A 24,179-nucleotide genomic window follows, 5' to 3' on the forward strand; every position below is an offset into this window, starting at 1 on the left:
AAGAAATGACTATTGAACGCCTTCAAACCGGTGCGCGCATGAGCCGCATTGTAAAACATAACGGCACTGTGTATTTATGTGGGCAGGTATGCGCCGACGCGCAAAAAGATATCAAAGAACAAACTCAAACTATGCTTGATAAAGTAGAGGCGCTGCTTGATGAAGCGGGAAGTTCAAAAGAACATATGCTTAGCGCGACTATTTATGTAAAGAGCATGGAATACTTTGCTGATATGAATGCAGTATGGGATGCATGGGTAACCGAGGGTTATGCACCAGCACGTGCCTGCGTTGAAGCTAAAATGGCACGTGATGCACTGCTTGTTGAGATTTCAGTAGTTGCAGCTTTAAAAGAATACTAGCTTTAATGAATCGCTCCCCCGTTGTACTTATCACAGGCTCTAGCCGAGGTATTGGCGCAGCCACCGCACTATATTTTGCAAAGCAAGGTTATAATGTTTGCATTAACTATAAAGCTGATTTAGCTAGTGCAATGTTGGTGGCAGAAAAAGTAAAGCGATTAGGCGTTGAGGCTGAAGTAATTCAAGGTGACGTATCACTAGAGGCTGACGTTTTAGCTTTATTTATGCATATAGATAAAGTCTTTGGTCGGCTTGATGTACTAATAAATAACGCTGGTATTTTAAAGCCACAAATGCCTTTGTTAGAAATGAGTTCTGAGCGCATAAACGTAGTTTTGACTACAAATATTACCAGTGCTTTTTTATGTAGCCGTGAGGCTATAAAGCGAATGGGAAATGGCGGCAGTATTGTTAATGTATCATCTAGGGCTGCTAAAACGGGCTCTCCTAATGAGTACATTGATTATGCAGCATCTAAAGGTGCAATGGACACATTTACTATTGGCTTGGCAAAAGAGGTGGCAAGTAAAGGTATTCGTGTTAACTCGGTTAGACCAGGGCTTATTTACACTGATATGCATAGCGATGGTGGTGAAAAAAACCGAGTCGATCGCCTTAAAAGTAAATTACCCCTTGGCAGAGGCGGTACACCCGAGGAAGTTGCTGCAGCAATTTACTTTTTAGCTTCGGAGCACGCTTCTTTTACAACGGGTAGCTTTGTTGATGTAGCCGGCGGTTTGTAAGCTAAAGTAATAAAGCTAGCCAAAACGTAAAGCTAATAACACTTAAGATAGTAGAAAGTACGACTGCCCCAGCAAGAGTAGCTTCATGCTGCTTTATTTGACTTGCAATAAGATAAGCATTTACGCCAACAGGGGACGCACTTAAAAGTACCAATACATTAAGTATTTGCGTGTCTAGCTCAAATACATAAGTACCTACCAATAAAACTAACGCAGGCAATAAAAATATTTTTAAAATTGATGCTATTAACGCCGGTTGCCAATTTGCAGCTATTTTATAAAAAGCTAAATTTGCACCAAGTACAAATAGCGCACAGGCAATTGCTGGTTTAGCTAATAGCTCTAAACTATTTGCTAAGTCGGTAAACAGTGTTACTCCTAATATGTTTAATATAAGCCCGCATCCAATACTCAGTACTATTGGGTTTAACACCATACTTTTTCCAAAGTGCGACCACGAAAATTTATCGCTACTACCTTTAGCGCCTATTAAAAAAGTAAGTGCAAATAACAAAGTGCTATGAAAAGTAATGATCATAAACGCAATGGCTATCATCTCTTTGCCAAGCGATGCAATAACAATAGGAATACCCACTAACACCATATTTGAATAGCTAGAAGCAAGTCCAAATACACCGTGTTGTTGGTAATTTTTTAAATGTTTTTTACTTAAATGAAAGCGGTCAATTAAAATACCCACCCCAAATACACTCAGAACAGGTATGTAAAAGCTCAAAAATGCAAAAAGGCTAATGCTTTGCTGTAAGTTAATTTGCGACATATTTAATAATAAAAAAGCAGGCAAACTAATATAAAAGGTAAACTTACTCAGGCCTGCGATATGCTGCTTGTCGAAAAATTTTAATCGGCAACAGCTATAACCAAACGCAACAATAAAAATGAGCGGAAAAATAATTGAAAAAATATGCACGTAGTTACATCCTAGTAATGGCTAAAGTTAGCGTCTAAATTCATCACTTTGCGGTAAATTAATTAAAATAAGTACAGCGCCTCTTCCACCATATTCGAGAGGGGCTTGGTGCATCGCTATTACGTCAGGATGCTGTACTAAGTACTGCGGTACTTTGTGCTTTAGTACACCGCCGCCAATACCGTGCACTACACATGCGCAATAATAATGCTGCTTTTTACACTCGTGAATGAGTCCAGCGAGTTCATCTTTAGCAAGTTCTTTATTTAAGCCATGTAAATCTAGCGTCAAATCGGGTGCAAAGTCACCACGGCGAAGCTGTTTAGCTAGGAAGCTATCTTGGCCAGGTTTTACATATTTAACCGTACCGTGGGTGTCTATATCGGGAATATAAACGTCTGAGAAAAAAAATTCAGACTGAGCCTGCTTTTTTTGCTGGGCAAATTGCTTAGCTTGTGACACCTTAGGTTTTGTATCAAAACGATGAGTATCTTGTTTAAATACTTTAGCGCCTGTGATCGTTTGACGAAATAAGCTTATGTCGTCATTGCTTAGGGACGAATGTGATGGAGTGTCTTTTTTCATAACTATTACCTAAACAAAAAAACGTAAAAACGCAGCGCAAAAGGCGGTACAATACTTAAATGAGGGGGCAATTGTAATTTGCCCAGCGCAGATAGGCAATGCAATCGTCTTAAAGACTCAAAACAGTCAGTAAGCTAATACAGGTAAAAATATATGAGCGATTTACAAATAGAAGAAGCAACACTCGAAGAAGCCGTTGCAGAACTGTCAACTTTACATGACTGGTTACGTTGGACTACAAGCCAATTTGCAAGTAGTAGTATATTTTTTGGACACGGTACAGATAACGCATGGGATGAAGCTGTAAGCTTATTACTGCCTGCGCTTAGCTTGCCTGTTGATGCGCCAAAAGAATTAATGCACGCGCGTTTAACAAGCACAGAAAAAAACCGACTTGCGGGTCTTATTGCAGAACGTATTAACGACTGCACGCCAGTACCTTACTTAACAAACATTGCATGGTTTGCGGGTATGCCATTTTATGTTGATGAACGGGTACTTATACCTCGCTCACCATTTGCTGAGCTTATCAGTAACCGTTTTACACCCTGGCTTGAAGAGCCACAATCGGTTAACCGTATATTAGATTTATGTACGGGTTCGGGTTGTATCGCAATCGCACTTGCGCAAGCTTTTGAGCAGGCACAAGTTGATGCGGTAGATATATCGTATGAAGCGCTTGAAGTGACAGACATAAACATTAACGATTACATGTTAACTGAGCGCGTGTTACCGATTCAATCTGATGTATTTAGCGGTGTACCAGGTCAAAAATACGACCTAATAGTAGCAAACCCACCGTATGTTGATGCAGAAGATATGGCTGACCTGCCACGTGAGTTTCATCATGAACCAGAGCTTGGGCTTGCATCAGGCCACGATGGTTTAGATGTAACCCGTACTATATTAAGCGAAGCGAGTGATCATCTAACAGATAACGGTTTGTTATTTGTAGAAGTTGGTAACTCTATGGTACATATGGATGCACTGTATCCGGGCGCGCCGTTTGAATGGATTGAATTTGAACAAGGCGGCTTAGGTGTATTTGTAATTAGCAAAAAGCAGCTAGATGAGTATTTTGCAAAATAATACCAACTCCATTAAGTATGTGATCTAAATTTTACGCCGAAAAAACAATTCAGTTCTAGGCGTAAATTGATGTAAATGGTTGTTCCCTTTGCGAAATTTACAACAAAGAAATGGGTTGTTTTAGCAAGTAAAATAGATCAGCTATTTATTTGAATTGGTATAAGTAAAAAATGAATAGCCAAGCCCTGTGCTTGGCTATTGGTAGTCATTAGGAATGAGGAAAGTTAATGGCAGGTAATAGCATTGGGCAGTTATTTAAAGTGTCCACCTTTGGTGAGAGCCACGGCGTTGCATTAGGCGGCGTTGTTGATGGTACTCCCGCAGGTCTTGAAATCACAGAGGCCGACTTACAAATTGATTTAGATCGCCGAAAACCAGGCCAAAGCCGTTACACAACGCAGCGCCGTGAAAGCGATCAAATAAAAATATTAGCAGGCGTTTTTGAAGGTAAAACCACAGGTACCAGCATTGGTTTATTGATTGAAAATACCGATCAACGCTCGCAAGATTACGGCAAAATTAAAGATGTATTTCGCCCAGGTCATGGCGATTACACGTATTGGCATAAGTACGGCTTGCGCGATTATCGCGGTGGCGGTCGTTCATCTGCACGCGAAACCGCGATACGTGTAGCGGCAGGTGCTATTGCTAAAAAATACTTAAAGCAATTTCATGGTATTGAAGTTAAAGCATGTTTAAGTCAGCTTGGCCCTATTAAGGCGGAAACGTTTGACTGGGATGAAGTGGAAAATAACTTATTCTTCTTCCCTGATGCAAGTAAGCTTGAAGCGCTTGACGAATATATGCGTGACCTTAAAAAGCAAGGTGACTCAGTTGGCGCTAAAGTAAAAGTAGTGGCAAGCAATGTACCTGTTGGTCTTGGAGAGCCAGTATTTGACCGTCTTGACGCCGAACTTGCACATTCATTAATGAGTATTAACGCTGTTAAAGGCGTTGAGATTGGTGATGGCTTTGACGTAGTTGAGCAAAAAGGCTCTGAGCATCGTGATGAACTAACCCCTGAAGGTTTTACATCAAATCATGCAGGTGGCGTACTTGCGGGTATTTCGACAGGGCAAGACATTATTGCTTCTATTGCGCTAAAGCCAACCTCGAGCATTACCATCCCAGGTAACAGCATTAATACAAGCAATGAAGCGGTTGAGATGATCACTAAAGGTCGTCACGATCCGTGTGTTGGCATTCGTGCAATCCCGATTGCTGAGGCAATGATGGCTATTACATTAATGGACCATTTACTGCGTCAACGCGGACAAAATCCACATGTAAACCACGAACACGGGCCAATTAACGGCTCAGTGTAAGTGTTTATTATGAGCGCGGTTAAACCTTATGAGGCGGCCGCGCTCCTTTTAATTTAAATAAGATCAATAGCTTGTTTTGCAACCATGTAAAGCTTTTTGATCATCAAACCGAGCACCCATCTGATGAATTGCTTACTTAGCTCCTTAACTTCGTAAGTTTTTTTCCCCACAAACGCAAGCATATGACCAATTAAGCCTTTTAATTCTTCAGTTAATTCTACAAATTTGACTACAGAATCAAATAAACATCGGGCAAGGGTGTCATAGAAAGTTAGTCCGAGACCTAATCCTGCTTGGACTGAAATAAAAGCGTACTGTCCTGTTTTCTTTAAAAAAGTTATTAGGCCGTCTGTAATTATTCGTTGCCATTTGAGTGAAAAGGTTACGTTGTAACGAGATGAATACTTTAAAACAGTATGATTATGATGTAGGGTCTTCAAAGAATTTTCCATACTTGCATAATCACTGTATGCAGCAACTGTATTAACGTAACCAGGTTGACTTTTTCCATAGAGTGTGCGGCAAGACTGAAAAAGGATCCTTCATTCATAGCTGTTTGATATTCATTAGAGGTATGGCTGAATGGCCAGGCTGGTACACAAGGTACAGGATCGGCGCCATGAGTAACTCGATATTGACCGATATTAGTTGCTGCTGAGTGTATTGAATTATTTAATACTACTCTAGGCGCACCAAAAGTATACAAATTCGTAGGTATACCTTTTTTACTAGCCCAGATAGCCGTAAGCTGAGCAATAGCACCACCTAAACTGTGCCCCACAATATGCAAAAATTCTGGTTTATGTTTTTTTATATAAGAATTAAACATAGGCTCCATACTAATGAAAGCTTTCTCAAAACCTGAATGTACCTCCAAGTTTTTAGGGCCAAGGGTTGTTGCAACATTTAAGTTGGTTAGCCAATCTGCACAAGATGAGAAAACAGTACCACGAATAGCAATAATATGGTGATTTTTGAATTGTGGTGAAGCACCTTCAGCAGTCAGAGCGAAGCCTGTCGTACGGTTTATAAGTTGGTTTATTAACCCACCACTAACGCCCTGAATTTGATTGTTAGTCACTTTAAAGTTTCTGACAAAGTCATTATGAAACTCCCCGCTGAAGTCATAGCTTTTTCTTATGTCATAAACTCTATTTGCGACAGAAGCTGCCGTACTTGGTGATATTGTTTTATTCATAGCTCAACCTTCTTCCCTGTGAAACGTTCTGTTAAATCATTCAAATCGCCATTATGGACTTCGTACTTTTCTTCACCGTTTTCCATAACCCACGTTGGGTTGTAATCTTCATCCCATCTGCAAATACTTGTCGCGGTTCTATTGAGAAATTTGTTGGTATTATTTTTAAATTCAAATCTGACTAATTGATTAGTTATTTCACACTTTAAAAACTTAAGCTTTTCGGTGAATTCAGGTAGCTCTGAAATGCCTGGTTGTGTAGCCCCCCACAAACCAATAATTAAGTTGTTACCTTTCCTAATAAAAATCTTCTGGTGGACGCGATCTTCGGAAATTAATTTATTAGGGATAGAAGAAAGTATAGTTTTTCGTGGTAAATGAAAGCGCCCGTCATCACTTGTTATTACGGAATCAAGTCGTTCAACGCCATCAATGTATGTTAATGAGCGTATTATTTCTAAGTCAGCAATTGGCATGCCATTTTCTGTAACGATGCCGTTGACATCAGGACTTAAAAATACTTCTTTCTTTTTTCTGAACCAGCTAAACATATCTTCTCCTTGACTAAGGGCTGGAAAAACAATAGCACAAATAAGAATTAACAAGATGGCGAATCGAGGTAAATAAATAGATTTATTCATAGGCAATCCTTGCATAATTTCCTAGATTTTAACTCAGGGCAAGAGCATGAAAAAAGTCTATGCGTTCAGTACCGTTTCAAGGTAGGCTGTACTGCGCATAGCTTTTTTCTGTTTTGCGGGCATGCCTTTACTAAAACTTTTTTCTGCTTTTAGCTGATTAAATGCGATGTGTCTCAGCCCCGCAAATACAGGTGCTGCACCTTCGCGCCTAATTCGACACTCATCTTTTTTAAATCCTACATCTAAACGCCAATGTAATCCATTTTCTATTTGCCAATGTTGTCGTGCTCCTCTCGCGAGTTCTTCCGCTGTTAAATTCGCTGAACTAATATAGTATCTATAGCATAACTCATTGCTTAATTTACCTTTTTCTTTTCTATAAGAAACAATAACACCCACTGTTTTTACACCTTCCCAGTGTATCGTTTCTGATAAACCGCTCACGTTATGGCTCACTGCACAGCACCTAAATTCTTCTCTATTTTTTTGATAATCGGCTTCGTTAAACAAGAGCCCATCAGATGCTTGTCGTGCTACCTCAGGTAATAACACATCTTCTATTTGTGACAGTAGCCTTTTATGGTTTGCTTTTACCGCAAGTAAGTAATCGGCTTCTTTACCAACTATTTTTTTTGCAATTGATTTTTGACACCCCATAGCGTCAATCGTTACTAAGCAGCCTTTTATCTCTAATAATTCAAGCAGCTCTGGCAACGCTTTTATTTCATTCGACTTTTTATCAACAGGGCATTGTGCCAAAACAACACCATTTTCGCATGCAAATGCACTGATCATATAAAGCGCATCGCGTCTATCTGACTGATTAAATGAACCTTTCAATCGTTTACCGTCAATAGCAACTACACCGCCTTGAGTTAATTTGGAGCAGGCTTTCATCCAAGAAGAAAAGGAATCTTGGAATTGCGTCATGTCAATACGGCTCATTACACGAGCAATTGTGTCATGGCGAGGGATCCCTTGTTCAAGAAGAACATATTTTCTGAGCCAATCTAGTCTATCATGACCAAAATCTTCAATCTCTTCCCAGCCCTGACAGCCTGAAACAACAGCGCTAACAGCTAAGAATATGATATCAAATAGTTTATGAACAACTTTACCTTGTTGGCGAGGGTCGTCGATTGATTCGAAATATTTAAATAGCTGAATGTTAGACATGGGGATGCTCCTTAAAAAAGGAGTATAAGATCATACTTTTAAGTCAAGGTAAAGTTCGTGATCTTGCCCTGGATTTTAACTAAGAAAAAAATGTATGTAAAGCGAGGGGGACTTGTTTTTATAAAGTGCTTTGATAGCTATTGCAAATAAGTAATCTCTCTCAAAGTTTCCATTTATATGCATAGTTTGTATTGATTATTGATCTCGAGGTTGTTTTATTTGTTGGATCGATTTTCATGTACTTATCATGCGGGCTTGCTAACGATTTTGATCTTAAAGCCAACTTTAAGTACCAATTTATTAGTTTTGTAATTCATTTAGTATTAACACTCCCTAGTGTTTATATATAACAACATTAAATAAAAAGTAGCTATTATGAGTAAAAATATTCAACCTACGCTCACATCCGCTGAATATGAATCAACACTGAAACGTTTGGAAAGGTTTAGTCATTTTACAGATAGCAGCATTGGCATTCCTTTTACTAAATTTAATATAGGTTTGGAGGCTGTGATTGGCTTAGTCCCTGTTATAGGTGATGCCGCAGGGCTAATTTTATCAAGCTATGTGCTTATAGAAGCGCAGCGTTTAGGTGTGAGTAAACGTATAAAGACTAAGATGATCATTAATATGCTCATTGATTTTGTGGGCGGCTTAGTGCCATTTTTTGGCGATATATTTGATGCGTTTTTTAAAGCAAATACGCGTAACACCTGCTTGTTAAAAAATCATATCAAAAAAATATGAAATTAACTTAATATAGTATTCAGAATATGAGCTTCGCGTTGAAGCTGTTTATATTAAAAATTTAAATAAAATTGATAACTTTTCTTACGTATTGTCCATTCACTTGCCTGTAACATATTGGCAGCAAAATGTAGCGGCTATTCCTAAGACGTAATCATAAACGATTAGTTTTTTACAAAAAAATATACACAACTTATAGAATAAATCGTCAATGTTTAGAAGTTTTTCTCATTAATGAGTTTATTTTTTCGCAATTGATTTATTAAACTCTTCAACAAGGGTTATTTTGAGGAATTATCTTCATATCAAGCAATGCTAAAGTGGTTTATATTCATCAATAGATGAATTAATAAGCAGAGAGCATTATGACAGCCAAAGCAGGCAGACCCAAACAAGATGACCCTAACCAAGAATCAGCCAGACAAAGCCTGATTGACGCCGCCAAAATTTGTTTTTCAGAAAAAGGGTTTGATAGCGTTTCAACGCGAAAGATAGCTAAAGAAGCGAATGTAGACGCTGCAATGATTCGCTATTATTTTGGTTCAAAAGCAGGTTTGTTTGAAGCCGTAATGCAAGATACATTAGCGCCCGTGATAGCGCAATTTCAGCAAGATTTGACTCCAGATGCACAGCTCAACCCATTACGACTAATGCAGACCTATTACCGGATGATAGCAGCAACTCCGATGCTACCAAAACTGATTTTACATGTACTAGGGCAAAAGGATAATCCGCAAACTTTCGCTATTTTAACTAGTGTTTTTGATAACATTTTACGGTGTTCCGAAAGCTGGATAAAAGCATTTGAGCAGCAGGGTCACCTTAATCCAAACCTTAATACAGATTTTATACGTTTAAGCTTTATGAGTTTAATGGTGTTTCCGTTACTAGCTCCTGAATATGTACAAAAGCAACTAGGTGTTGAGATAAGAGAACGCTGGTTAATGGGACTGGCGGAACATAATCAGACTCTTTTAGAACAGGGGTTGTTTAACTTTCCAAATAACCAAAGTGATGACAATGAGGAGGGCGGATCATTATGAAAATGTGCTTGTTATTGTTATTTATAGGTCAACTTTTTCTATCTGGTTGCGATACGCAAGATATTGATTATGCAATGGGAACTGTAGAGCGCGACAGAATTAAGCTTTCATCCCCTGCGTCAGAGCAGATTGTTGATATAAAGGTACACGAAGGGCTTGTTGTTCATCAAGGAGATATTTTATTACAGCTTGATACAGTGCGTGCGAATGCACTGGTTTCTCAACGAAATGCCGAACTAGCACAAGTAAGTGCGGCATTGAGTTTACTAAATGCTGGTACTCGTGTTGAGCAATTAAATGCGGCAAAAGCAGCCCTAGATGCTACACGTTCAGACAGTAAAGAAGCTCTGGATCAGTATCAACGTATTATTAAACTTTATAAAAACCATGCTGTTGGTACTGCTGATATGGATGTAGCAAAAGCAAAGAGAAATAGTACCAAAGCTAAACAAAATCTTGCTCATGCGCAGTGGTTAGAGTTAAAAAATGGCGCGCGTCAGCAAGATTTGTCACAAGCTCAGGCTCGAGTGGACGCTGCAAAATCGGCTTTATTATGGCAACAAAAAACAGCAGAAGACCTAACTATTAAAGCACCTGTCGATGGCATTATTGACAGCCTACCTTGGTATAAAGGTGACCGTGTAATTACAGGGACGGAACTAATGAGTGTTTTAGCTATTGCTAAGCCTTATGCCAGAGTTTACTTACCTGCATCAGCATTGATGAAGGTTAAGGTAGGTGATCCAATTGATGTATTTGCTGATGGAATTAATACACCTATTAAAGGACGAGTACGCAATATTCGTTCACAACCTGCCTACACTCCATTTTATGCTTTAAATGAACGCGATAGAGCGCGATTAATGTACTTGACTGATATTGATCTTTTGCAAGCAGAAAGCTTACCCACAGGGCTTGCTGTTGAGGTGCATATACCATGAGTAACTATGGAAATATTGTGTCTGAAACAGTTGAGCATGCAATACAAGCTAAAGGTTTAAGTAAACGTTTTGGTGATAAACTAGCTGTGAATAAGCTCGATTTAAATATTCCAAAAGGAAGTATATATGGTTTTTTAGGACCTAATGGGTGTGGTAAGTCGACCAGTATTCGTCTATTAACCGGTTTATTAACGCCGACAGAGGGAGACGTTACTATTCTAGGAAAGCCATTATTAGGTAATGAAGAGTTGTTTAAAAAGCGTATAGGTTATATGACGCAAAAATTTTCCTTATATGACACTTTAACAGTAGAAGAAAACTTAAATTTCGTTGGTTCAATTTACAGCTTTTCAAGACAGCGTAAGAAAGTTCGGGTTCAAGAGTTACTCCACTTATATGGCTTAGAACAACAGAAAAATCAATTTGCAGGCTCTATGAGTGGCGGACAGAAGCAACGTTTAGCACTTGCTTGTGCAACTTTACATTCCCCTGAACTCTTATTTCTTGATGAACCAACTTCTGCTGTCGATCCTCAAAATCGACGTGAGTTCTGGGAGCGGTTATTTGATTTGTGTGATGTAGGAACCACTATTTTGGTATCTACGCATTACATGGATGAGGCCGAACGTTGTCATGCACTGGCTATCTTAGAACAAGGTAAAAAGCGCGCTGATGGTTCCCCTCAAACATTAATGGATGCAATGCCAGCGCATGTTGTCGAAGTAAGTGGAGACAAATTAAGAGAGTTAAAGCATACACTCATTATAAACTCTAACGTCTTGTCAGCGGCTCAAATTGGTGCACACCTTAGAGTATTAGTAAAACATTGTGTACAAGACCCATTAACGTTTATAGCAAAATTTAGCAACAATCGAAAAGCACTAATCGTTCGCCCAAGTCTTGAGGATGTTTTTGTCGCCTGTACTGGAGGTAGAAATGTGGACTAGAATTTATGCGATTTTTATTAAAGAATTAAAACAACTATCTAGAGACCGAATGACTTTTGCTATGATTTTGATGATCCCATTAGTACAACTAATGCTATTTGGTTATGCAATTAATACTGATGCAAGGCATATCCCGGTTGCGCTCGTGGATTTTAGCCAAACATCACAAAGTAGAGCCATTGAACAAGCAATTACGGCTACTCAATCGGTTAACTTTGTTGCACGATATAATTCAATCGAAGAAGCTGAGCAAGCAATTATACAAGGCAAAATTAAAGCGGTATTATATTTACCAAGTGATTTGACTCGGCGGCTATTTGATCATTCTCTTTATAATCATCAACAAATTAATTCGTCAATGACTAGACCTATTGGGCAATGGATAGTGGATGGTTCTGATACGGTTATTTCATCTGCAATTAGAGGGCTACGTAATATGCCGTTGGATGAGATAAGTAATCGGCCTATTATTCAAAAGGCTCCCAGTTTTGCTGTGGTTCAGTATTTTAATCCAGAGCAAAGAACAGTAGTTAATATTGTTCCAGGTTTAGTGGCTGTTATTTTGACAATGACAATGATTTTGTTTACTTCATCGGCAATCGTTCGTGAACAAGAACAGGGAAATATGGAGTTTTTAATAACTACTCCGGTGCGGCCGATTGAGTTAATGGTTGGTAAAATAACTCCTTATGTGTTCGTTGGGTTGATACAAGTTGTTATTATTTTAAGCGTTGGTTTTTGGGTTTTTTCTGTCCCAATTCATGGAGGGATACTTTCTTTGCTAGTAGGATCTATTTTATTTATTGCAGCAAGTTTAACATTAGGGTTAATGATTTCAACGATAGCAAAAACGCAATTGCAAGCTATGCAAATGACTATATTTATTTTACTACCCTCTATTCTGCTATCAGGGTTTATGTTTCCTTATGAGGCGATGCCTATTGTTGCACAATGGATTGCTGAGGCGCTTCCTGCAACTCACTTCATGCGAATTATCCGTGCTATTGTATTGAGAGATGCAAGTATTTTAATATTAGAATATGATGCTATTTGGTTAGGGGTATTTGTCTTCGTTGGGTTAATTATTGCTTCATTGCGCTTTAATAAAACATTAGAATAGGGAAGTTTCTCCAGTACAATTATATGGATTCACATAATTAATCAATTCGTTCTACACAATAGAGTTTAGATGAGCACTTATGTATAGCTCTAATTGCTTTTTATGTCCCTGGTCCAGCTGTTTTGTAGTCATAATTATTTTTTATTAGTGCGTAAGCTCTCCTGACCGTTTTGTTAGTAAACGTAGTTAGTGCTGAAAATAGCTGCTCGAGATAGATTTATTACCCAGAGTTCAGGTTAACTATTATGTTGTCAGGAAAAGGTGCTTTACATACTTGAAAAACATCTTTGCTAAATCAATAGCCAGTACATTATGATATTTTAATTTACTTTTCTCTAGCTATGCACTTTTAATAGTAACTAGTCAGATTTATGCGTAAATAGCTAGTTCATTGCAAGTAAATTCAATGCAGTTAGTCGAAAATAGTTGCTTGAGATAGATCTTTCCAGTGTTCAGGTTATTCATTTTCCCAAATATGTATTACTTAGTGAGAAATTTAAATGCATTTATTTATTGGAAACAAAAATTACTCTAGTTGGTCGCTCCGAGCTTGGTATTTGATGAGTAAATTTAATATACCGTTTGAAGAAACCCAGCTGGTACTCGACACCCCCGACTTTTACAATGAACTAAAAAAGACCTTTGCTTTGCAAAAAGTTCCAGCGTTAATCGATGGTGATTTACAGGTTTGGGATTCACTAGCAATTTGTGAATATATTAACGATGCTTACTTATCTGGCGCTGCATGGCCAAAATATATTACCCAAAGAGCTAAAGCGCGTGCGCTAAGCGCTGAAATGCATTCAGGCTTTATGGCGTTGCGCAGCGAAATGCCAATGAATATAAGAGCTACCCGTAAAGTAGACCTATCGAGCGAAGCACTAAAAGACATAGCCCGTATAGACGAGATATTTGCACAGCAACAAGATGTGTTTCCAAATGAGTGGTTTTTTGGTGACTTTAGTATTGCTGATGCCATGTATGTGCCTGTTGTACTGCGCTTAAAAACCTATCAAATTACGTTATCGCCAGAGGCGCAACAATATTGTGACTTTGTTATGCGCTGCCCAGTATTGCAAGTATGGATCACTCAGGCATTAACCGAAACCGATATTGTAGAGTGTGATGAAGCAGGAACGCCTGTATAATTATTATTTTTCATATGGCATGTTCTATGCCTTAAAATCATAAGTTTTAAACTAGGCAGCTCATGTATCTAAATCACCTAAGGTATGGCAATAAACCGATATCTACCAATACCTCAGTGACAATAGAGGCGATAGAGAATGCGCACTGGCGTTACTCGAGGCTTAAATACTTCCCTAATACGGTAATATTGGCTGATATAAAAAAGCAAAACTATGCCATTGACCCTCGGGCACTTTATGTTGATATTGAAGAGAAGTGCGAAAGTTGCTCTAAGGCATTTATTTTTTTTGCTCAAGAGCAGCAATATTGGTTTGAGGTACTTGATTTTTGGGTCGATTCACACTGTACACGTTGTTTTGAATGCCGTAAGCATGCCAGATATATACTAACTTTACGTAAACGGTACGATATGTTAACTAGCTTAGCCAATAAAACCTCAAGCGAAAAAGCACAGCGTAAAGAACTTGCCAATACGCTTTACTGTTTTGGTATTATTAAAAATATCAATAAAGTGAAAGATTAATCCGCTTATATTTTACTATCACGCCTTATTTTTACTTTAGTTGTAAAAGCCCGTACAATTCGTCTCGTTTTTAGTGCGCTAATATGGCGCTGTAACCGAGACGAATTAATCAATTTTTATGCATCAAATAGCTGATCTAATTTCAATTTTTGAGCGCACTTTTTATCAAAGTCACAATACACGACTGATAAAAGGCGATTGTGAGCCTGTGTATTTACCAGCAACAGAGCAGGTGCCATATCACCAAGTTGTATTTGCGCATGGTTTTTATGCCAGTGCATTACATGAAATAGCACACTGGCTGGTGGCCGGTGATGCACGTCGGTTATTAGAAGATTACGGCTACTGGTACTGCCCAGACGGGCGCGACAAACAAAAACAAGCTGAGTTTGAAAAGGTAGAAATAAAGCCCCAAGCTATAGAGTGGTTATTAAGCACCGCAGCAGGGTTTAATTTTAATGTGTCGGTGGATAACTTAAACGGCGAGCAAACATGTCGGTTTGATTTTCAGCAGCGAGTACATGCACGGGTATTATCGCTAATCGAAAATGGCTTTAACTCTCGTACAGAGTCACTTTTAAAAGCACTGTGTGATTTTTACAATACAACGTGGCCCTTAACAGCGCAGCAATTTAATTGGCAACATCCAAAGGAGCTTTGTAATGGCGTTTAAATTAGGCTTAATTGTAAACCCTGTAGCAGGTTTAGGCGGCACAGTTGCCTTAAAAGGCAGTGATGGCGCGCACACAGCCGCTAAAGCAATTGAATTAGGTGCAGAGCCAAAAGCAAATAGCCGTACAAAAGCAGCGCTTGAGGTGCTATTACCTTATAAAGAACGCTTAACTATTTACACTGTTAACGGTGACATGGGTGAGCAAACAGCAAAAGCTTTGGGCTTTAATGTAGAGGTTGTATATAACACTGCAGCAATAACAACCGCAAATGACACAGAACAAGCAGCAAAAATACTTAAAAACTCTGGTGTTGATTTAGTCTTATTTGCCGGAGGCGACGGTACAGCACGTAACATTTGCCATGCAATAGAGGATACCATTCCTGTACTTGGTATCCCCGCAGGTTGTAAAATTCATTCTGGTGTTTACGCTATTACGCCAAAGGCTGCAGGGCGCGTAGTCGAAATGTTGGTTAAGGGTGAGTTAGTTACCTTAGCCGATGCAGATGTAATGGATATAGATGAAGATGCTTTCAGGCAAGGCACAGTAAAAGCCAAACGCTACGGCGAAATGCAAACACCTAGCGAAGTACGCTATATGCAAGCGGTTAAAAATGGCGGTAAAGAAACCGACGAACTCGTACTTGCCGACATTGCAGCGCATGTTGTATCGCAAATGGATGAAGACACATTTTATATTATGGGTAGCGGCTCAACGGTTGAAGCCATAATGGAAGAAATGGGTCTTGAAAATACGTTACTTGGCGTTGATTTAATAAAAGATCAAACCTTAGTTGCCCAAGATTTAACGGCTAAGCAATTGCTTGAGCTTACACATGATCAAAGTACTAAGTTAGTCATTACGCTCATTGGCGGGCAAGGGCATATATTTGGCCGTGGTAACCAGCAATTGAGTCCTGTGCTTATACGCGCAATTGGCAAAGAAAATATTATTGTAGTAGCAACAAAAACAAAACTACAAGCGCTTAATGGCCGCCCCCTTATTTGTGATACAGGCGATGGCGAATTAGATGATGAATTAACGGGTTATATTAAAGTAACCACCGGATTTAACGACCATATTATGTATGCAGTAGGGCACCACAACATTGAAAATACAGGTGCTTTGCAAAACTAGGAGATTAATAAATGAGTTTAGTGAACTATATCGATGCAGCCCAGCAGTACTTCGATGATTTAGTAATAAAAGCAACTGACGATGAGTTATTTGCAGGCGGCTATTTACGAGGACACTATGATCTTGCAGTAGGCTATGCCGAAGTAGAAAAGCTAACAATTAGTATCGATGAGCTAAACGAAACAGTAGAGCAAAGCTTAGTAAAAGCATATCGCAACGGCGAGCTTAACGAAGAAGACAAAACATTAGTTGCACGCTTGTGGGAAGAAGTTAAGGCCCTCGCTTAACCCTAAGTGGCAAAAAACACGATTTGTTTATCACTATCGTGTTTTTTTGTGCCCAAAACTTTTAAAGTAAATTTCAATGTTAATTTACTGTTTCATTTTTGTGGGGTATTGTTACTGAAATAAATTTTAGGAACAATAAGAATGAATAATAATCAAGATGCTTTACCTTCAGGGGTTGTAGCGCGTTTTTTAAATTTTGTTGAGCGAGTAGGAAATAAGCTTCCAGATCCAGCAGTAATATTTCTATTTGCAATGTTATTAATTTGGTTTTTGTCGTGGTGGTTTTCAAGCGTGAGTTTTGATGCAATAGACCCACGTACCGGTGAAGCGATTATTATTAATAATATGCTGGCAAGTGATTCGCTTGCTACCTTTTTATCCTCTATGGTAAAAACCTTTACTGGCTTCGCTCCCTTAGGTGTTGTTTTAGTAGCTATGTTAGGTGTCGGTGTTGCAGAGCATTCGGGCTTTATTAATACTGGTCTTAAGTTAATGCTTAAAGTTACTCCTAAAAAGCTATTAACGCCTTCAATCATTTTAGTGGCCATTGTGAGCCATACCGCTACTGACGCAGGTTATGTATTAGTTATTCCACTTGCAGGTGTTATATTTTATGCTGCAGGACGCCATCCGCTTGCGGGTATTGCAGCTGCATTTGCAGGAGTCAGTGGTGGTTTTGGGGCTAACTTTATTCCATCGGGTATCGACCCATTACTACAAAGCTTTACCCAAAGTGCGGCGCAAATAATTAATCCTGCAATAGCAATTAACCCATTAAATAACTGGGCATTTGCTTCAGCATCTAGCTTATTTATTGTGGCATTAGGCTGGTACATTACCGATAAAATTATTGAACCACGTTTACAAAAAACAGCGGTTGATGGTGCTAAAGAGGATTTACCTGTATTTGAAGATGCACGTAGTGATGAAAAACGTGCCTTTTATATAGCCAGTACCGTGATGATTGCAGGACTTGCGTTATTAGCATTTGTCTCTGCTCCAGACGATTCTGCAATGCGCAGTAGTGACGGATCCCTTACTAATTTTAGCTCTCCTTTAATGCAATCAATTGTACCATTAATATTTTTACTTTTTTGGATTCCAGGCACTGTATATGGTTTTACGGTAGGTACCTTTAAAACTTCAAAAGATATGATTGATGCAATGAGTAAAGCGATGAGCGGCATGGCGTATTATATCGTTATGGCGTTTTTCTGTTCGCTATTTATTGCTGCATTTAGTAAATCAAATTTAGGTGCACTGCTCGCAATTGAAGGTGCGCAGTTATTAAAGGCGATGGAATTGCCAAGTGCAGTAACGGTTGTGGGCATTATCTTTTTAACTGGCTTTGTTAACTTGTTTGTAGGTTCAAGTTCAGCAAAATGGGCGTTACTTGGCCCCATTTTTGTACCGATGTTAATGCAACTTGGTATTTCGCCAGACTTAACTCAAGCCGCTTATCGTGTAGGTGACTCAAGCTCTAATATTATTACACCGTTAATGCCATACTTCCCATTGGTGGTTGTGTACTGTCAAAAGTATGTCAAAGGTACCGGTATAGGCACTTTAATTGCTATTATGCTGCCGTACTCAATCGCCTTTATGATTGGCTGGAGTATCTTTTTATTAGGTTATTGGGCACTTGGTATTCCTTTAGGTTTAGATGCAAGCTACATTTATCCAGCATTGCCTTAACCTAAACCTTTAAAAACCTCACTCACTTGAGTGAGGTTTTTAAATAAAAGTCCTGTAATGTAAAAATGAGTCTAAGTTACCTTTCTAAATCTCTCACTATATAGCCAAATAAGCTGGCCTCTCCAACAATATACACATAATCATTTTTGTTGTTCATTATTGTAGACTTATTGTCATACCACCTAAAATCATGAATCTTATTCGTTTTAGGGTCTTTGAAGTATAAACGAGTACAGCTATTTTCATACTCAGTGCCACACTCTTGTACATCGGTCAGGATGTATTCTTTATACCAATAGTCGCCTTGCGTGTAGTAAGCCCATAATTTAATAGGATCAGAGATAAAAACATAGAGTATTCCAAAGATTAATAAAGGGGATAATGGGTACATGAAAATGAATGCTAATTTCATTTTAGTATCTGAGAAATTGTATTTAAGTGATTCTCTATATTTACTGCAGCGTTTATATTTATTGAATATAAGTATATTTAAATAGATAAATAGTGCACAACAGATAATAGGGAGGGTTATAAAGAAAACAACGTCGTATAGTTCATTTGAGATGAATGGTGGATCTGTAAAGTCCATTAAAATAGGAAGAGTGATGCATAATAAAATGGGGAGTATTATTGCTACAAGGAGCAAGTTGTCGTAAATCTTTTTCAATTTTTAATTCGTCCGTGAACTATAGCCTTTGTCTAGTTTACAGAATTTTTGTTATTTTAAAAATCAGAGAAATGTATTTATAGGCATTAAGTAACCCGAACTCAGGCTAAAAAAACTATCTCAAGCCGCTATTGAATTGACGCGGAAGTTTACTTTTTTTTCACTGTAGCAGCTTAAAAACAAAAAAACCTTGTCACTTTCGTGGCAAGGTTTTTTTATTAAAGAGTCGTTGCTTATTTAGCTGTGAAGCTTACAGGGCGACGTTCTTTACGAGGACCGCTGCGCTTATCACCGCGTGCGCCGTCATCTTTATTAAAGCTGCGTTTCTTATCACCAGCTGGACGCTCAGAGCGTTCGCCACGTGGTTCAGCAGGGCCTTGATCAGTGGTAATTGTTAAGCCCATAGGGCGTTTACAAATAAACACTTTTTGGAAATGATCAAGTACATCTTTAGGCATGTTTTGCGGTAATTGAACCGTGCTGTGATTGTCGTGTAGACGAATATCACCAATAAACTTGCTTGAGATGTCAGCTTCGTTAGCGATAGCGCCAACAATGTTTTTAACCTGAACACCATGTTCACGACCTACTTCGATACGGTAAGTATCCATAGGACCTGCATCACGGCTGTTACGTTCGCGAGGTTTACGCTCAGCGCGTTCACCACCACGTTCGCCGCCACGTTCGTTACGACGTCCACGGTCACCACGGTCGTTGCGTGAATTACGGTCGTTACGCTCGTTACGTTCACGAGGTTGAATCTTAACTTCTTCAACTTTAATTGGCGACTGTTGCTGTGCTAAACACAGTAACGCACCCGCTAAGCTTTCAAGAGGAAGGTCAAGTTTTTCAGCCATGTTAGTCGCTACTTCATTGAAGAACGTGATGTCTTTGTTTTCAAGCGCAATAGTTAATTTTGCTTGTAACGCTTCAATACGTTTTTCTTCAACAATTTTTGCTGTTGGTAATTCAACTTGAGCAATTTCAGACTTCGTATGACGAATGATATTTTTAAGTAAATAACGTTCGTTATGTTTTACGAATAAGATTGCTTTACCAGTACGACCAGCACGACCTGTACGGCCGATACGGTGAACGTAGGCTTCAGAATCTTGTGGGATATCGTAGTTGATAACTAAGCTTAAACGGTCAACATCTAGACCACGAGCCGCTACATCTGTTGCAATAACAATGTTTAGCATGCCACTTTTTAAGCGATCTACAGTGCGTTCACGTGCTTGCTGGTTCATGTCACCGTTAAGTGGAGCAGCAGAGAAACCTTCGCGCTCTAATAACTCAGCAAGTTGTACTGTATCGTTACGTGTACGAACGAAAACAATAGCACCTTCATATTGCTCAGCTTCTAAGAAGCGAACAATTGCTTTATTTTTATGTACGCTTGCATTCCAAAACACTTGCTCAACAGATGATACTGTCGAGTTACGCGCAGAGATATGAACCTGTTCAGGATTGTTCATATATTTGCTGCTGATGTTTTGAATTTGCTTAGGCATAGTCGCAGAGAAAAGACATGTTTGCTTTTCGCGCGGTGTTTTTTCCATGATGTTTTCTACATCATCGATAAAGCCCATACGTAACATTTCATCGGCTTCATCAAGTACAAGTGCTTGTAGAGCATCAAACTTGATAGTGCCACGGTTAATGTGATCGATTAAACGACCTGGAGTTGCAACAATAACCTGAGCGCCACGACGAAGTGCGCTTAATTGGATACTGTAGCTTTGGCCACCATAGAGTGCCAATACTTCAATACCACGAACATGTTTAGCATATTGTTCGAATGCCTCAGCAACTTGGATCGCAAGCTCACGTGTTGGTGTGAGTACAAGGATCTGTGGCTGTTTCACAGACGGGTCAATATTATTTAGTAATGGCAGTGCAAATGCTGCGGTTTTACCTGTACCCGTTTGAGCTAGTCCCAGTACGTCCTTTCTTTCTAGCAATAACGGTATACATTGAGCTTGGATTTCAGATGGTGTCTTGTAACCCAACTCTTCAACTGCCTTCAAAATTGCAGGAGAAAGATTTAGAGATTCAAACGTGACTGGTTCTGACATTAATACGCCTCAACGAATTTAAAGAGGCGCGCATTATATAGGATTCGCGAGGCAAATGCTTGTATAAATTGAAACTAATTTCTATGTGTTTGATGTTGGTCGAAATTTAACCAGCTCAATATTGGGTTTATTGATCTGGTTAACATATTTAATACAAAGCTTATTTATACAAGCCTAGGTTTTCTTTTGCGTAAGCTTCAAATTCGGTAAATCCACCAATGTGATTTTGATCCACAAAAATTTGCGGCACTGTTGGGCAAGGTTTGCCTGCTGACTTTTCAAGATCGGCCTTACTAATGCCTTCTTTAATTATATCGATGTAACGAAATTTAAAGTCATCACGTTCATTTGTTAATTGCTCTGCTACGTCTTTGGCGCGTACACAAAATGGGCAGCCTTCACGGCCAAAAATTACTGTTAGCATAATGCTCTCCTTTATTTGATTGATATCAGTTTAAATGATTAAAAAATATTTTAAAGCGCAAAAAATCGATTGGACTGTTCTAATAAAGCATAAATACAGGAAGTCACCCCAATATGCTTCGCATTATGATTTTTAAAATGCGAATGCGGCTAAAGTGTTTTTAATATTAATTTTTAAGTTATTGAATATAGTCAATAAAGAATGTTTATAAATGTGGCATGTAACTTGATTTAAGCTAAGTATACAAAGTTACATAAGATATATATGAATACTCAAAGCCATATTTTAAAGATTATCCAAGGGGTAATAGGTAAATACTGCGAAACACAAGAGCGGTATATGTCAATTACTTTAATCAATGAGCTGCAATGCAGTTACGTATGTTTACATGCGCCTTATGAACACGTTTTAGCGCAATGCGAAAAATTTATTATTCCTGCTTTGAAGTCAGTAAATGATAATTTTGTGCTAAAAGTTAGAGCGAATACCTTAGGAGTTAATGTTTGCTATTGGATAGATGATGCTAACCAAGAAAATACATTTGATGTGCATGGTCTGTTAGTTACCAAACAACCTATTGATTTAGCACTTAAGCTTAATCAAAATGTTGGTGTTTTAACTGATTGCGAAACATTATTTAAAAGCTGTTCAATAATGTCAGCGCACACTCATGAGCTGTATGCTTTTAATTTTAGATTATACGAAAATACTTGTAATGAATTTCTACAACTCGAGGACTTACGACACTTAAATAGTCATTCTCTAATGCGAAAGCTGGATACTAACTTTTTAAAAAACAGTATAAAACTTTATGCTATTGGTAAAGTTGATGAACTAAATAAAGACATAGAATTATCAGGCAATGTGCTTGGATGGCCCTTTTTTGATACAGACTTGGTCGCTATTCGAACTTCATTGTTTGCCCAAAAACGCTTGTCTGTATTAGTTGCTGACGATAGCTTACCAAGTCAAGTAGCGACTAAAGTGATGCTTGAAATGCTCGGTTGTTCGGTAACATGTGCAGATAACGGTGCTAGTGCATTAACGCTAGCTTTAAATAATCAATTTGATTTACTGCTTTTAGATGAATGTATGCCAGAAATATTTGGCAGTGATGTAGCGCAGCAGTTAGTAAGCAAAAGTACTTTAAATACTGATACACCAAAAGCTATCTTGTCGGGTCTCACAGATGATGTTCAAATAGCAAAATTATTTAAAAAAGGCATTACGCATTATTTACAAAAACCAGTCACAAAAGCGGATCTGGAAAAATTTATTAAGCCTTGGCAGCTTAATTAAATTAGCTAGCTAATAAGTGAGTTTTTACAAATGAGTGCAATAAAACTACATAACCTGAACTCTGGTTAAGAGATTTACTATCATATTGAAAATATACTAGCTTAGCTTAGTTAACCATGGCTGCCAAAGCGGGAGTGAGAGCTGAGTTAGTGTGTTTTCGATATGAGTTAATTTTTCAGATGCCTTGTGCATCTCACCTTGCTCTATATTTATTAAATAAAGTTGATATATAGCAAAGGTGTTAGGGACTGTAGCGGTGTTACAAATTTTGTTTAGTGCGTTTAAAGAAACCGCGAATTTTGAACTGTTCCCAGTTTTTCGGTAAATAAATAATGAGATACACAACAAGCTCGGTAGTGCAATATCTTCGTCACTTACTAAGGCAATACTCTGGGCTATAAGTTGCTCTGCAAGTACATAGTTTGCGTTTGTGCAATGAATAGCGGCTAAGTATCCTTTTGATACCGCAACACAGCGATTATACCCAGATAGATTGGCTACGTTTAGTGATTCAGCGCAAAGTGTATACGCTAATTCAATATCGCCTTGTAACAAATAACACGCGCCGAGCAGCTGTAAAGCGGTACTCTTAAATAGATTCTTTTCTATTGAATCGGTTGTTATATCACATTCGTTTAAGCATAAATTAGCTGATTGGATTGCAGCGTTTATATCACCAGAATATAAATAGAAAAGTGCATTTGTGCTGTAATAGTGAGCCTTTTCTTGGTTCGCGTGTTGTAATGTGGCATTACATATTACTAAATAATGGTGTGATCTTTTAAACTCACAAGAGAATAGTAAAGTAATTGCAGTGCCTAAATTAGCAGAAAACACTAACGGAAGATCATTCACTTTAATTGCTTTATTAAGGCCTTTATCAAAATATTGTAGTGCTTTTTCATATTGACGATGAATAAGCGCGGCATAACCAAGTTTAATATAGAAGTTGGCCACAATAGCGCTTGGTAATGCGGAGTGAAATGTTGATTTAATTAAAGAAATAGCGAGCTTAATTTTACTGCTCATCATTAGTTCATACAAAAGCCCATCGTTATGCAATTCATTTACTAAAATATCTCGGTTCTCTTCACTCGGGTAAATATCCACTTCTGAACGGGCAATCAAGCTTCCTTTTTCACAATTTAAAGCACTCGCAAGCTTATTTAAATTACTCAGACGTATTCTTGTAACTGAGCCATTAAGCCATCGGGTAAGGGTTTTTTCGCTTACACCTATTTGATTGGCAAGCCATAAATGTTTTATCGATTGCTCTATTATATATTGCTGTAATTGCCCTCGATTTAGAAGGGCAGTTTTTGAATTGTTCAATTTTCACTCTTGTAAGTCGGTATTAAATATTTTACGGCTTAGGAGGGATTTCAATTTTGACAAAAG

At 38.4% G+C, this 24,179-nt stretch carries 26 protein-coding genes; 16 read left to right on the forward strand and 10 right to left on the reverse strand.

Annotated elements, in window-relative coordinates; translation table 11 throughout:
- The first annotated feature begins 5 nt into the window (after nt 1–5).
- Both LOS73_RS09590 and LOS73_RS09595 read left to right on the forward strand, forming a co-directional pair.
- A complete protein-coding gene (locus LOS73_RS09590) occupies nt 6–362 on the forward strand; it encodes a RidA family protein (protein ID WP_033040656.1) in 357 nt (118 codons plus the stop codon).
- Between the two features lie 5 nt (nt 363–367).
- Nucleotides 368–1,105 carry an SDR family oxidoreductase gene (locus LOS73_RS09595; protein ID WP_457934895.1) on the forward strand — a complete coding sequence of 246 codons (738 nt, stop codon included), beginning with the start codon at nt 368–370 and terminating at the stop codon, nt 1,103–1,105.
- A gap of 1 nt (nt 1,106) precedes the next feature.
- On the opposite strand, the gene LOS73_RS09600 is transcribed toward LOS73_RS09595, so the two are convergent.
- Nucleotides 1,107–2,036: an AEC family transporter gene (locus LOS73_RS09600; protein ID WP_457934896.1), complete on the reverse strand. Its 930-nt coding sequence runs from the start codon at nt 2,034–2,036 to the stop codon at nt 1,107–1,109.
- 27 nt (nt 2,037–2,063) lie between these two features.
- Nucleotides 2,064–2,621 (reverse strand): endonuclease SmrB, encoded by a 558-nt coding sequence (gene smrB / locus LOS73_RS09605; protein WP_024598396.1) that lies wholly within the window; start codon nt 2,619–2,621, stop codon nt 2,064–2,066.
- A gap of 153 nt (nt 2,622–2,774) precedes the next feature.
- On the opposite strand from smrB, the gene prmB reads away from it, so the two are divergent.
- Nucleotides 2,775–3,710, forward strand: a complete 936-nt coding sequence (prmB, locus tag LOS73_RS09610) for a 50S ribosomal protein L3 N(5)-glutamine methyltransferase (protein ID WP_033028247.1) — start codon at nt 2,775–2,777, stop codon at nt 3,708–3,710.
- A 227-nt stretch (nt 3,711–3,937) separates the two neighbouring features.
- Nucleotides 3,938–5,035 carry a chorismate synthase gene (aroC, locus tag LOS73_RS09615; RefSeq protein WP_008138551.1) on the forward strand — a complete coding sequence of 366 codons (1,098 nt, stop codon included), beginning with the start codon at nt 3,938–3,940 and terminating at the stop codon, nt 5,033–5,035.
- 53 nt (nt 5,036–5,088) lie between these two features.
- Here aroC and LOS73_RS09620 read toward each other — a convergent pair whose 3' ends face one another.
- Genes LOS73_RS09620 through LOS73_RS09635 form a run of 4 tightly spaced genes read right to left on the reverse strand, consistent with a single transcriptional unit; the run spans nt 5,089 to nt 8,050 of the window.
- Nucleotides 5,089–5,487 (reverse strand): hypothetical protein, encoded by a 399-nt coding sequence (locus LOS73_RS09620; RefSeq protein ID WP_457934897.1) that lies wholly within the window; start codon nt 5,485–5,487, stop codon nt 5,089–5,091.
- Nucleotides 5,472–6,233 carry a lipase family protein gene (locus LOS73_RS09625; protein ID WP_457934898.1) on the reverse strand — a complete coding sequence of 254 codons (762 nt, stop codon included), beginning with the start codon at nt 6,231–6,233 and terminating at the stop codon, nt 5,472–5,474. The genes LOS73_RS09620 and LOS73_RS09625 overlap by 16 nt, the downstream gene beginning before the upstream one ends.
- Nucleotides 6,230–6,874, reverse strand: coding sequence for a DUF6795 domain-containing protein (locus LOS73_RS09630; RefSeq protein ID WP_033028249.1), 645 nt, complete (start codon nt 6,872–6,874; stop codon nt 6,230–6,232). Before LOS73_RS09630 ends, LOS73_RS09625 begins: the two co-directional genes overlap by 4 nt.
- Nucleotides 6,875–6,931: 57 nt before the next feature.
- Entirely contained in the window at nt 6,932–8,050 is a 1,119-nt protein-coding gene (locus tag LOS73_RS09635) for an ISAs1 family transposase (protein ID WP_457934899.1), read from the reverse strand.
- Between the two features lie 375 nt (nt 8,051–8,425).
- Here LOS73_RS09635 and LOS73_RS09640 point away from each other — a divergent pair, with 375 nt between their 5' ends.
- From LOS73_RS09640 to LOS73_RS09690, 11 genes are all read left to right on the forward strand, one after another.
- Complete coding sequence (locus LOS73_RS09640) at nt 8,426–8,797, forward strand: DUF4112 domain-containing protein (RefSeq protein ID WP_033028250.1); 372 nt, start codon at nt 8,426–8,428, stop codon at nt 8,795–8,797.
- 365 nt (nt 8,798–9,162) lie between these two features.
- On the forward strand, nt 9,163–9,840 hold the full coding sequence (locus tag LOS73_RS09645) for a TetR/AcrR family transcriptional regulator (protein WP_033028251.1): 678 nt from the start codon (nt 9,163–9,165) through the stop codon (nt 9,838–9,840).
- On the forward strand, nt 9,837–10,781 hold the full coding sequence (locus LOS73_RS09650) for an HlyD family secretion protein (RefSeq protein WP_045984430.1): 945 nt from the start codon (nt 9,837–9,839) through the stop codon (nt 10,779–10,781). The genes LOS73_RS09645 and LOS73_RS09650 overlap by 4 nt, the downstream gene beginning before the upstream one ends.
- Nucleotides 10,778–11,728, forward strand: coding sequence for an ABC transporter ATP-binding protein (locus LOS73_RS09655; protein ID WP_045984431.1), 951 nt, complete (start codon nt 10,778–10,780; stop codon nt 11,726–11,728). Before LOS73_RS09650 ends, LOS73_RS09655 begins: the two co-directional genes overlap by 4 nt.
- Nucleotides 11,718–12,848, forward strand: coding sequence for an ABC transporter permease (locus tag LOS73_RS09660; protein WP_033028252.1), 1,131 nt, complete (start codon nt 11,718–11,720; stop codon nt 12,846–12,848). Before LOS73_RS09655 ends, LOS73_RS09660 begins: the two co-directional genes overlap by 11 nt.
- 500 nt (nt 12,849–13,348) lie before the next feature.
- A complete protein-coding gene (locus tag LOS73_RS09665; RefSeq protein ID WP_033028253.1) occupies nt 13,349–13,996 on the forward strand; it encodes a glutathione S-transferase family protein in 648 nt (215 codons plus the stop codon).
- Nucleotides 13,997–14,058: 62 nt separating this feature from the next.
- Nucleotides 14,059–14,520, forward strand: coding sequence for a zinc-ribbon domain containing protein (locus tag LOS73_RS09670; RefSeq protein WP_033028254.1), 462 nt, complete (start codon nt 14,059–14,061; stop codon nt 14,518–14,520).
- Nucleotides 14,521–14,638: 118 nt separating this feature from the next.
- Entirely contained in the window at nt 14,639–15,193 is a 555-nt protein-coding gene (locus LOS73_RS09675) for an elongation factor P hydroxylase (RefSeq protein ID WP_033028255.1), read from the forward strand.
- Nucleotides 15,183–16,331, forward strand: a complete 1,149-nt coding sequence (locus LOS73_RS09680; protein WP_033028256.1) for an ATP-NAD kinase family protein — start codon at nt 15,183–15,185, stop codon at nt 16,329–16,331. The genes LOS73_RS09675 and LOS73_RS09680 overlap by 11 nt, the downstream gene beginning before the upstream one ends.
- Nucleotides 16,332–16,342: 11 nt before the next feature.
- Entirely contained in the window at nt 16,343–16,618 is a 276-nt protein-coding gene (locus tag LOS73_RS09685; RefSeq protein WP_008138544.1) for a YfcL family protein, read from the forward strand.
- 141 nt (nt 16,619–16,759) lie between these two features.
- The gene (locus LOS73_RS09690) at nt 16,760–18,313 is read left to right on the forward strand and encodes an AbgT family transporter (protein ID WP_033028257.1); all 1,554 of its coding nucleotides are present in this window, start codon (nt 16,760–16,762) and stop codon (nt 18,311–18,313) included.
- Between the two features lie 76 nt (nt 18,314–18,389).
- Here LOS73_RS09690 and LOS73_RS09695 read toward each other — a convergent pair whose 3' ends face one another.
- The 3 genes from LOS73_RS09695 to LOS73_RS09705 form a co-directional block, all read right to left on the reverse strand.
- Nucleotides 18,390–18,725 (reverse strand): hypothetical protein, encoded by a 336-nt coding sequence (locus LOS73_RS09695; RefSeq protein WP_239462845.1) that lies wholly within the window; start codon nt 18,723–18,725, stop codon nt 18,390–18,392.
- A 488-nt stretch (nt 18,726–19,213) separates the two neighbouring features.
- Complete coding sequence (locus LOS73_RS09700; protein ID WP_007378970.1) at nt 19,214–21,058, reverse strand: DEAD/DEAH box helicase; 1,845 nt, start codon at nt 21,056–21,058, stop codon at nt 19,214–19,216.
- A gap of 160 nt (nt 21,059–21,218) precedes the next feature.
- Nucleotides 21,219–21,482, reverse strand: a complete 264-nt coding sequence (locus tag LOS73_RS09705) for a GrxA family glutaredoxin (RefSeq protein WP_007378969.1) — start codon at nt 21,480–21,482, stop codon at nt 21,219–21,221.
- Between the two features lie 339 nt (nt 21,483–21,821).
- Here LOS73_RS09705 and LOS73_RS09710 point away from each other — a divergent pair, with 339 nt between their 5' ends.
- The gene (locus LOS73_RS09710; RefSeq protein WP_457934900.1) at nt 21,822–22,781 is read left to right on the forward strand and encodes a response regulator; all 960 of its coding nucleotides are present in this window, start codon (nt 21,822–21,824) and stop codon (nt 22,779–22,781) included.
- 96 nt (nt 22,782–22,877) lie between these two features.
- Here LOS73_RS09710 and LOS73_RS09715 read toward each other — a convergent pair whose 3' ends face one another.
- Complete coding sequence (locus LOS73_RS09715; protein WP_008138531.1) at nt 22,878–24,113, reverse strand: helix-turn-helix domain-containing protein; 1,236 nt, start codon at nt 24,111–24,113, stop codon at nt 22,878–22,880.
- Nucleotides 24,114–24,179: the final 66 nt, after the last annotated feature.

This window comes from Pseudoalteromonas sp. SCSIO 43210 (assembly GCF_054133285.1).

Bases quoted from the DNA above. Each gene is read 5' to 3' on its own strand.
- LOS73_RS09590 (WP_033040656.1), top strand. From the start codon at position 6: ATGACTATTGAACGCCTTCAAACCGGTGCGCGCATGAGCCGCATTGTA.
- LOS73_RS09595 (WP_457934895.1), top strand. From the start codon at position 368: ATGAATCGCTCCCCCGTTGTACTTATCACAGGCTCTAGCCGAGGTATT.
- smrB (WP_024598396.1), bottom strand. From the start codon at position 2,621: ATGAAAAAAGACACTCCATCACATTCGTCCCTAAGCAATGACGACATA.
- prmB (WP_033028247.1), top strand. From the start codon at position 2,775: ATGAGCGATTTACAAATAGAAGAAGCAACACTCGAAGAAGCCGTTGCA.
- aroC (WP_008138551.1), top strand. From the start codon at position 3,938: ATGGCAGGTAATAGCATTGGGCAGTTATTTAAAGTGTCCACCTTTGGT.
- LOS73_RS09620 (WP_457934897.1), bottom strand. From the start codon at position 5,487: ATGGAAAATTCTTTGAAGACCCTACATCATAATCATACTGTTTTAAAG.
- LOS73_RS09625 (WP_457934898.1), bottom strand. From the start codon at position 6,233: ATGAATAAAACAATATCACCAAGTACGGCAGCTTCTGTCGCAAATAGA.
- LOS73_RS09630 (WP_033028249.1), bottom strand. From the start codon at position 6,874: ATGAATAAATCTATTTATTTACCTCGATTCGCCATCTTGTTAATTCTT.
- LOS73_RS09635 (WP_457934899.1), bottom strand. From the start codon at position 8,050: ATGTCTAACATTCAGCTATTTAAATATTTCGAATCAATCGACGACCCT.
- LOS73_RS09640 (WP_033028250.1), top strand. From the start codon at position 8,426: ATGAGTAAAAATATTCAACCTACGCTCACATCCGCTGAATATGAATCA.
- LOS73_RS09645 (WP_033028251.1), top strand. From the start codon at position 9,163: ATGACAGCCAAAGCAGGCAGACCCAAACAAGATGACCCTAACCAAGAA.
- LOS73_RS09650 (WP_045984430.1), top strand. From the start codon at position 9,837: ATGAAAATGTGCTTGTTATTGTTATTTATAGGTCAACTTTTTCTATCT.
- LOS73_RS09655 (WP_045984431.1), top strand. From the start codon at position 10,778: ATGAGTAACTATGGAAATATTGTGTCTGAAACAGTTGAGCATGCAATA.
- LOS73_RS09660 (WP_033028252.1), top strand. From the start codon at position 11,718: ATGTGGACTAGAATTTATGCGATTTTTATTAAAGAATTAAAACAACTA.
- LOS73_RS09665 (WP_033028253.1), top strand. From the start codon at position 13,349: ATGCATTTATTTATTGGAAACAAAAATTACTCTAGTTGGTCGCTCCGA.
- LOS73_RS09670 (WP_033028254.1), top strand. From the start codon at position 14,059: ATGTATCTAAATCACCTAAGGTATGGCAATAAACCGATATCTACCAAT.
- LOS73_RS09675 (WP_033028255.1), top strand. From the start codon at position 14,639: ATGCATCAAATAGCTGATCTAATTTCAATTTTTGAGCGCACTTTTTAT.
- LOS73_RS09680 (WP_033028256.1), top strand. From the start codon at position 15,183: ATGGCGTTTAAATTAGGCTTAATTGTAAACCCTGTAGCAGGTTTAGGC.
- LOS73_RS09685 (WP_008138544.1), top strand. From the start codon at position 16,343: ATGAGTTTAGTGAACTATATCGATGCAGCCCAGCAGTACTTCGATGAT.
- LOS73_RS09690 (WP_033028257.1), top strand. From the start codon at position 16,760: ATGAATAATAATCAAGATGCTTTACCTTCAGGGGTTGTAGCGCGTTTT.
- LOS73_RS09695 (WP_239462845.1), bottom strand. From the start codon at position 18,725: ATGAAATTAGCATTCATTTTCATGTACCCATTATCCCCTTTATTAATC.
- LOS73_RS09700 (WP_007378970.1), bottom strand. From the start codon at position 21,058: ATGTCAGAACCAGTCACGTTTGAATCTCTAAATCTTTCTCCTGCAATT.
- LOS73_RS09705 (WP_007378969.1), bottom strand. From the start codon at position 21,482: ATGCTAACAGTAATTTTTGGCCGTGAAGGCTGCCCATTTTGTGTACGC.
- LOS73_RS09710 (WP_457934900.1), top strand. From the start codon at position 21,822: ATGTCAATTACTTTAATCAATGAGCTGCAATGCAGTTACGTATGTTTA.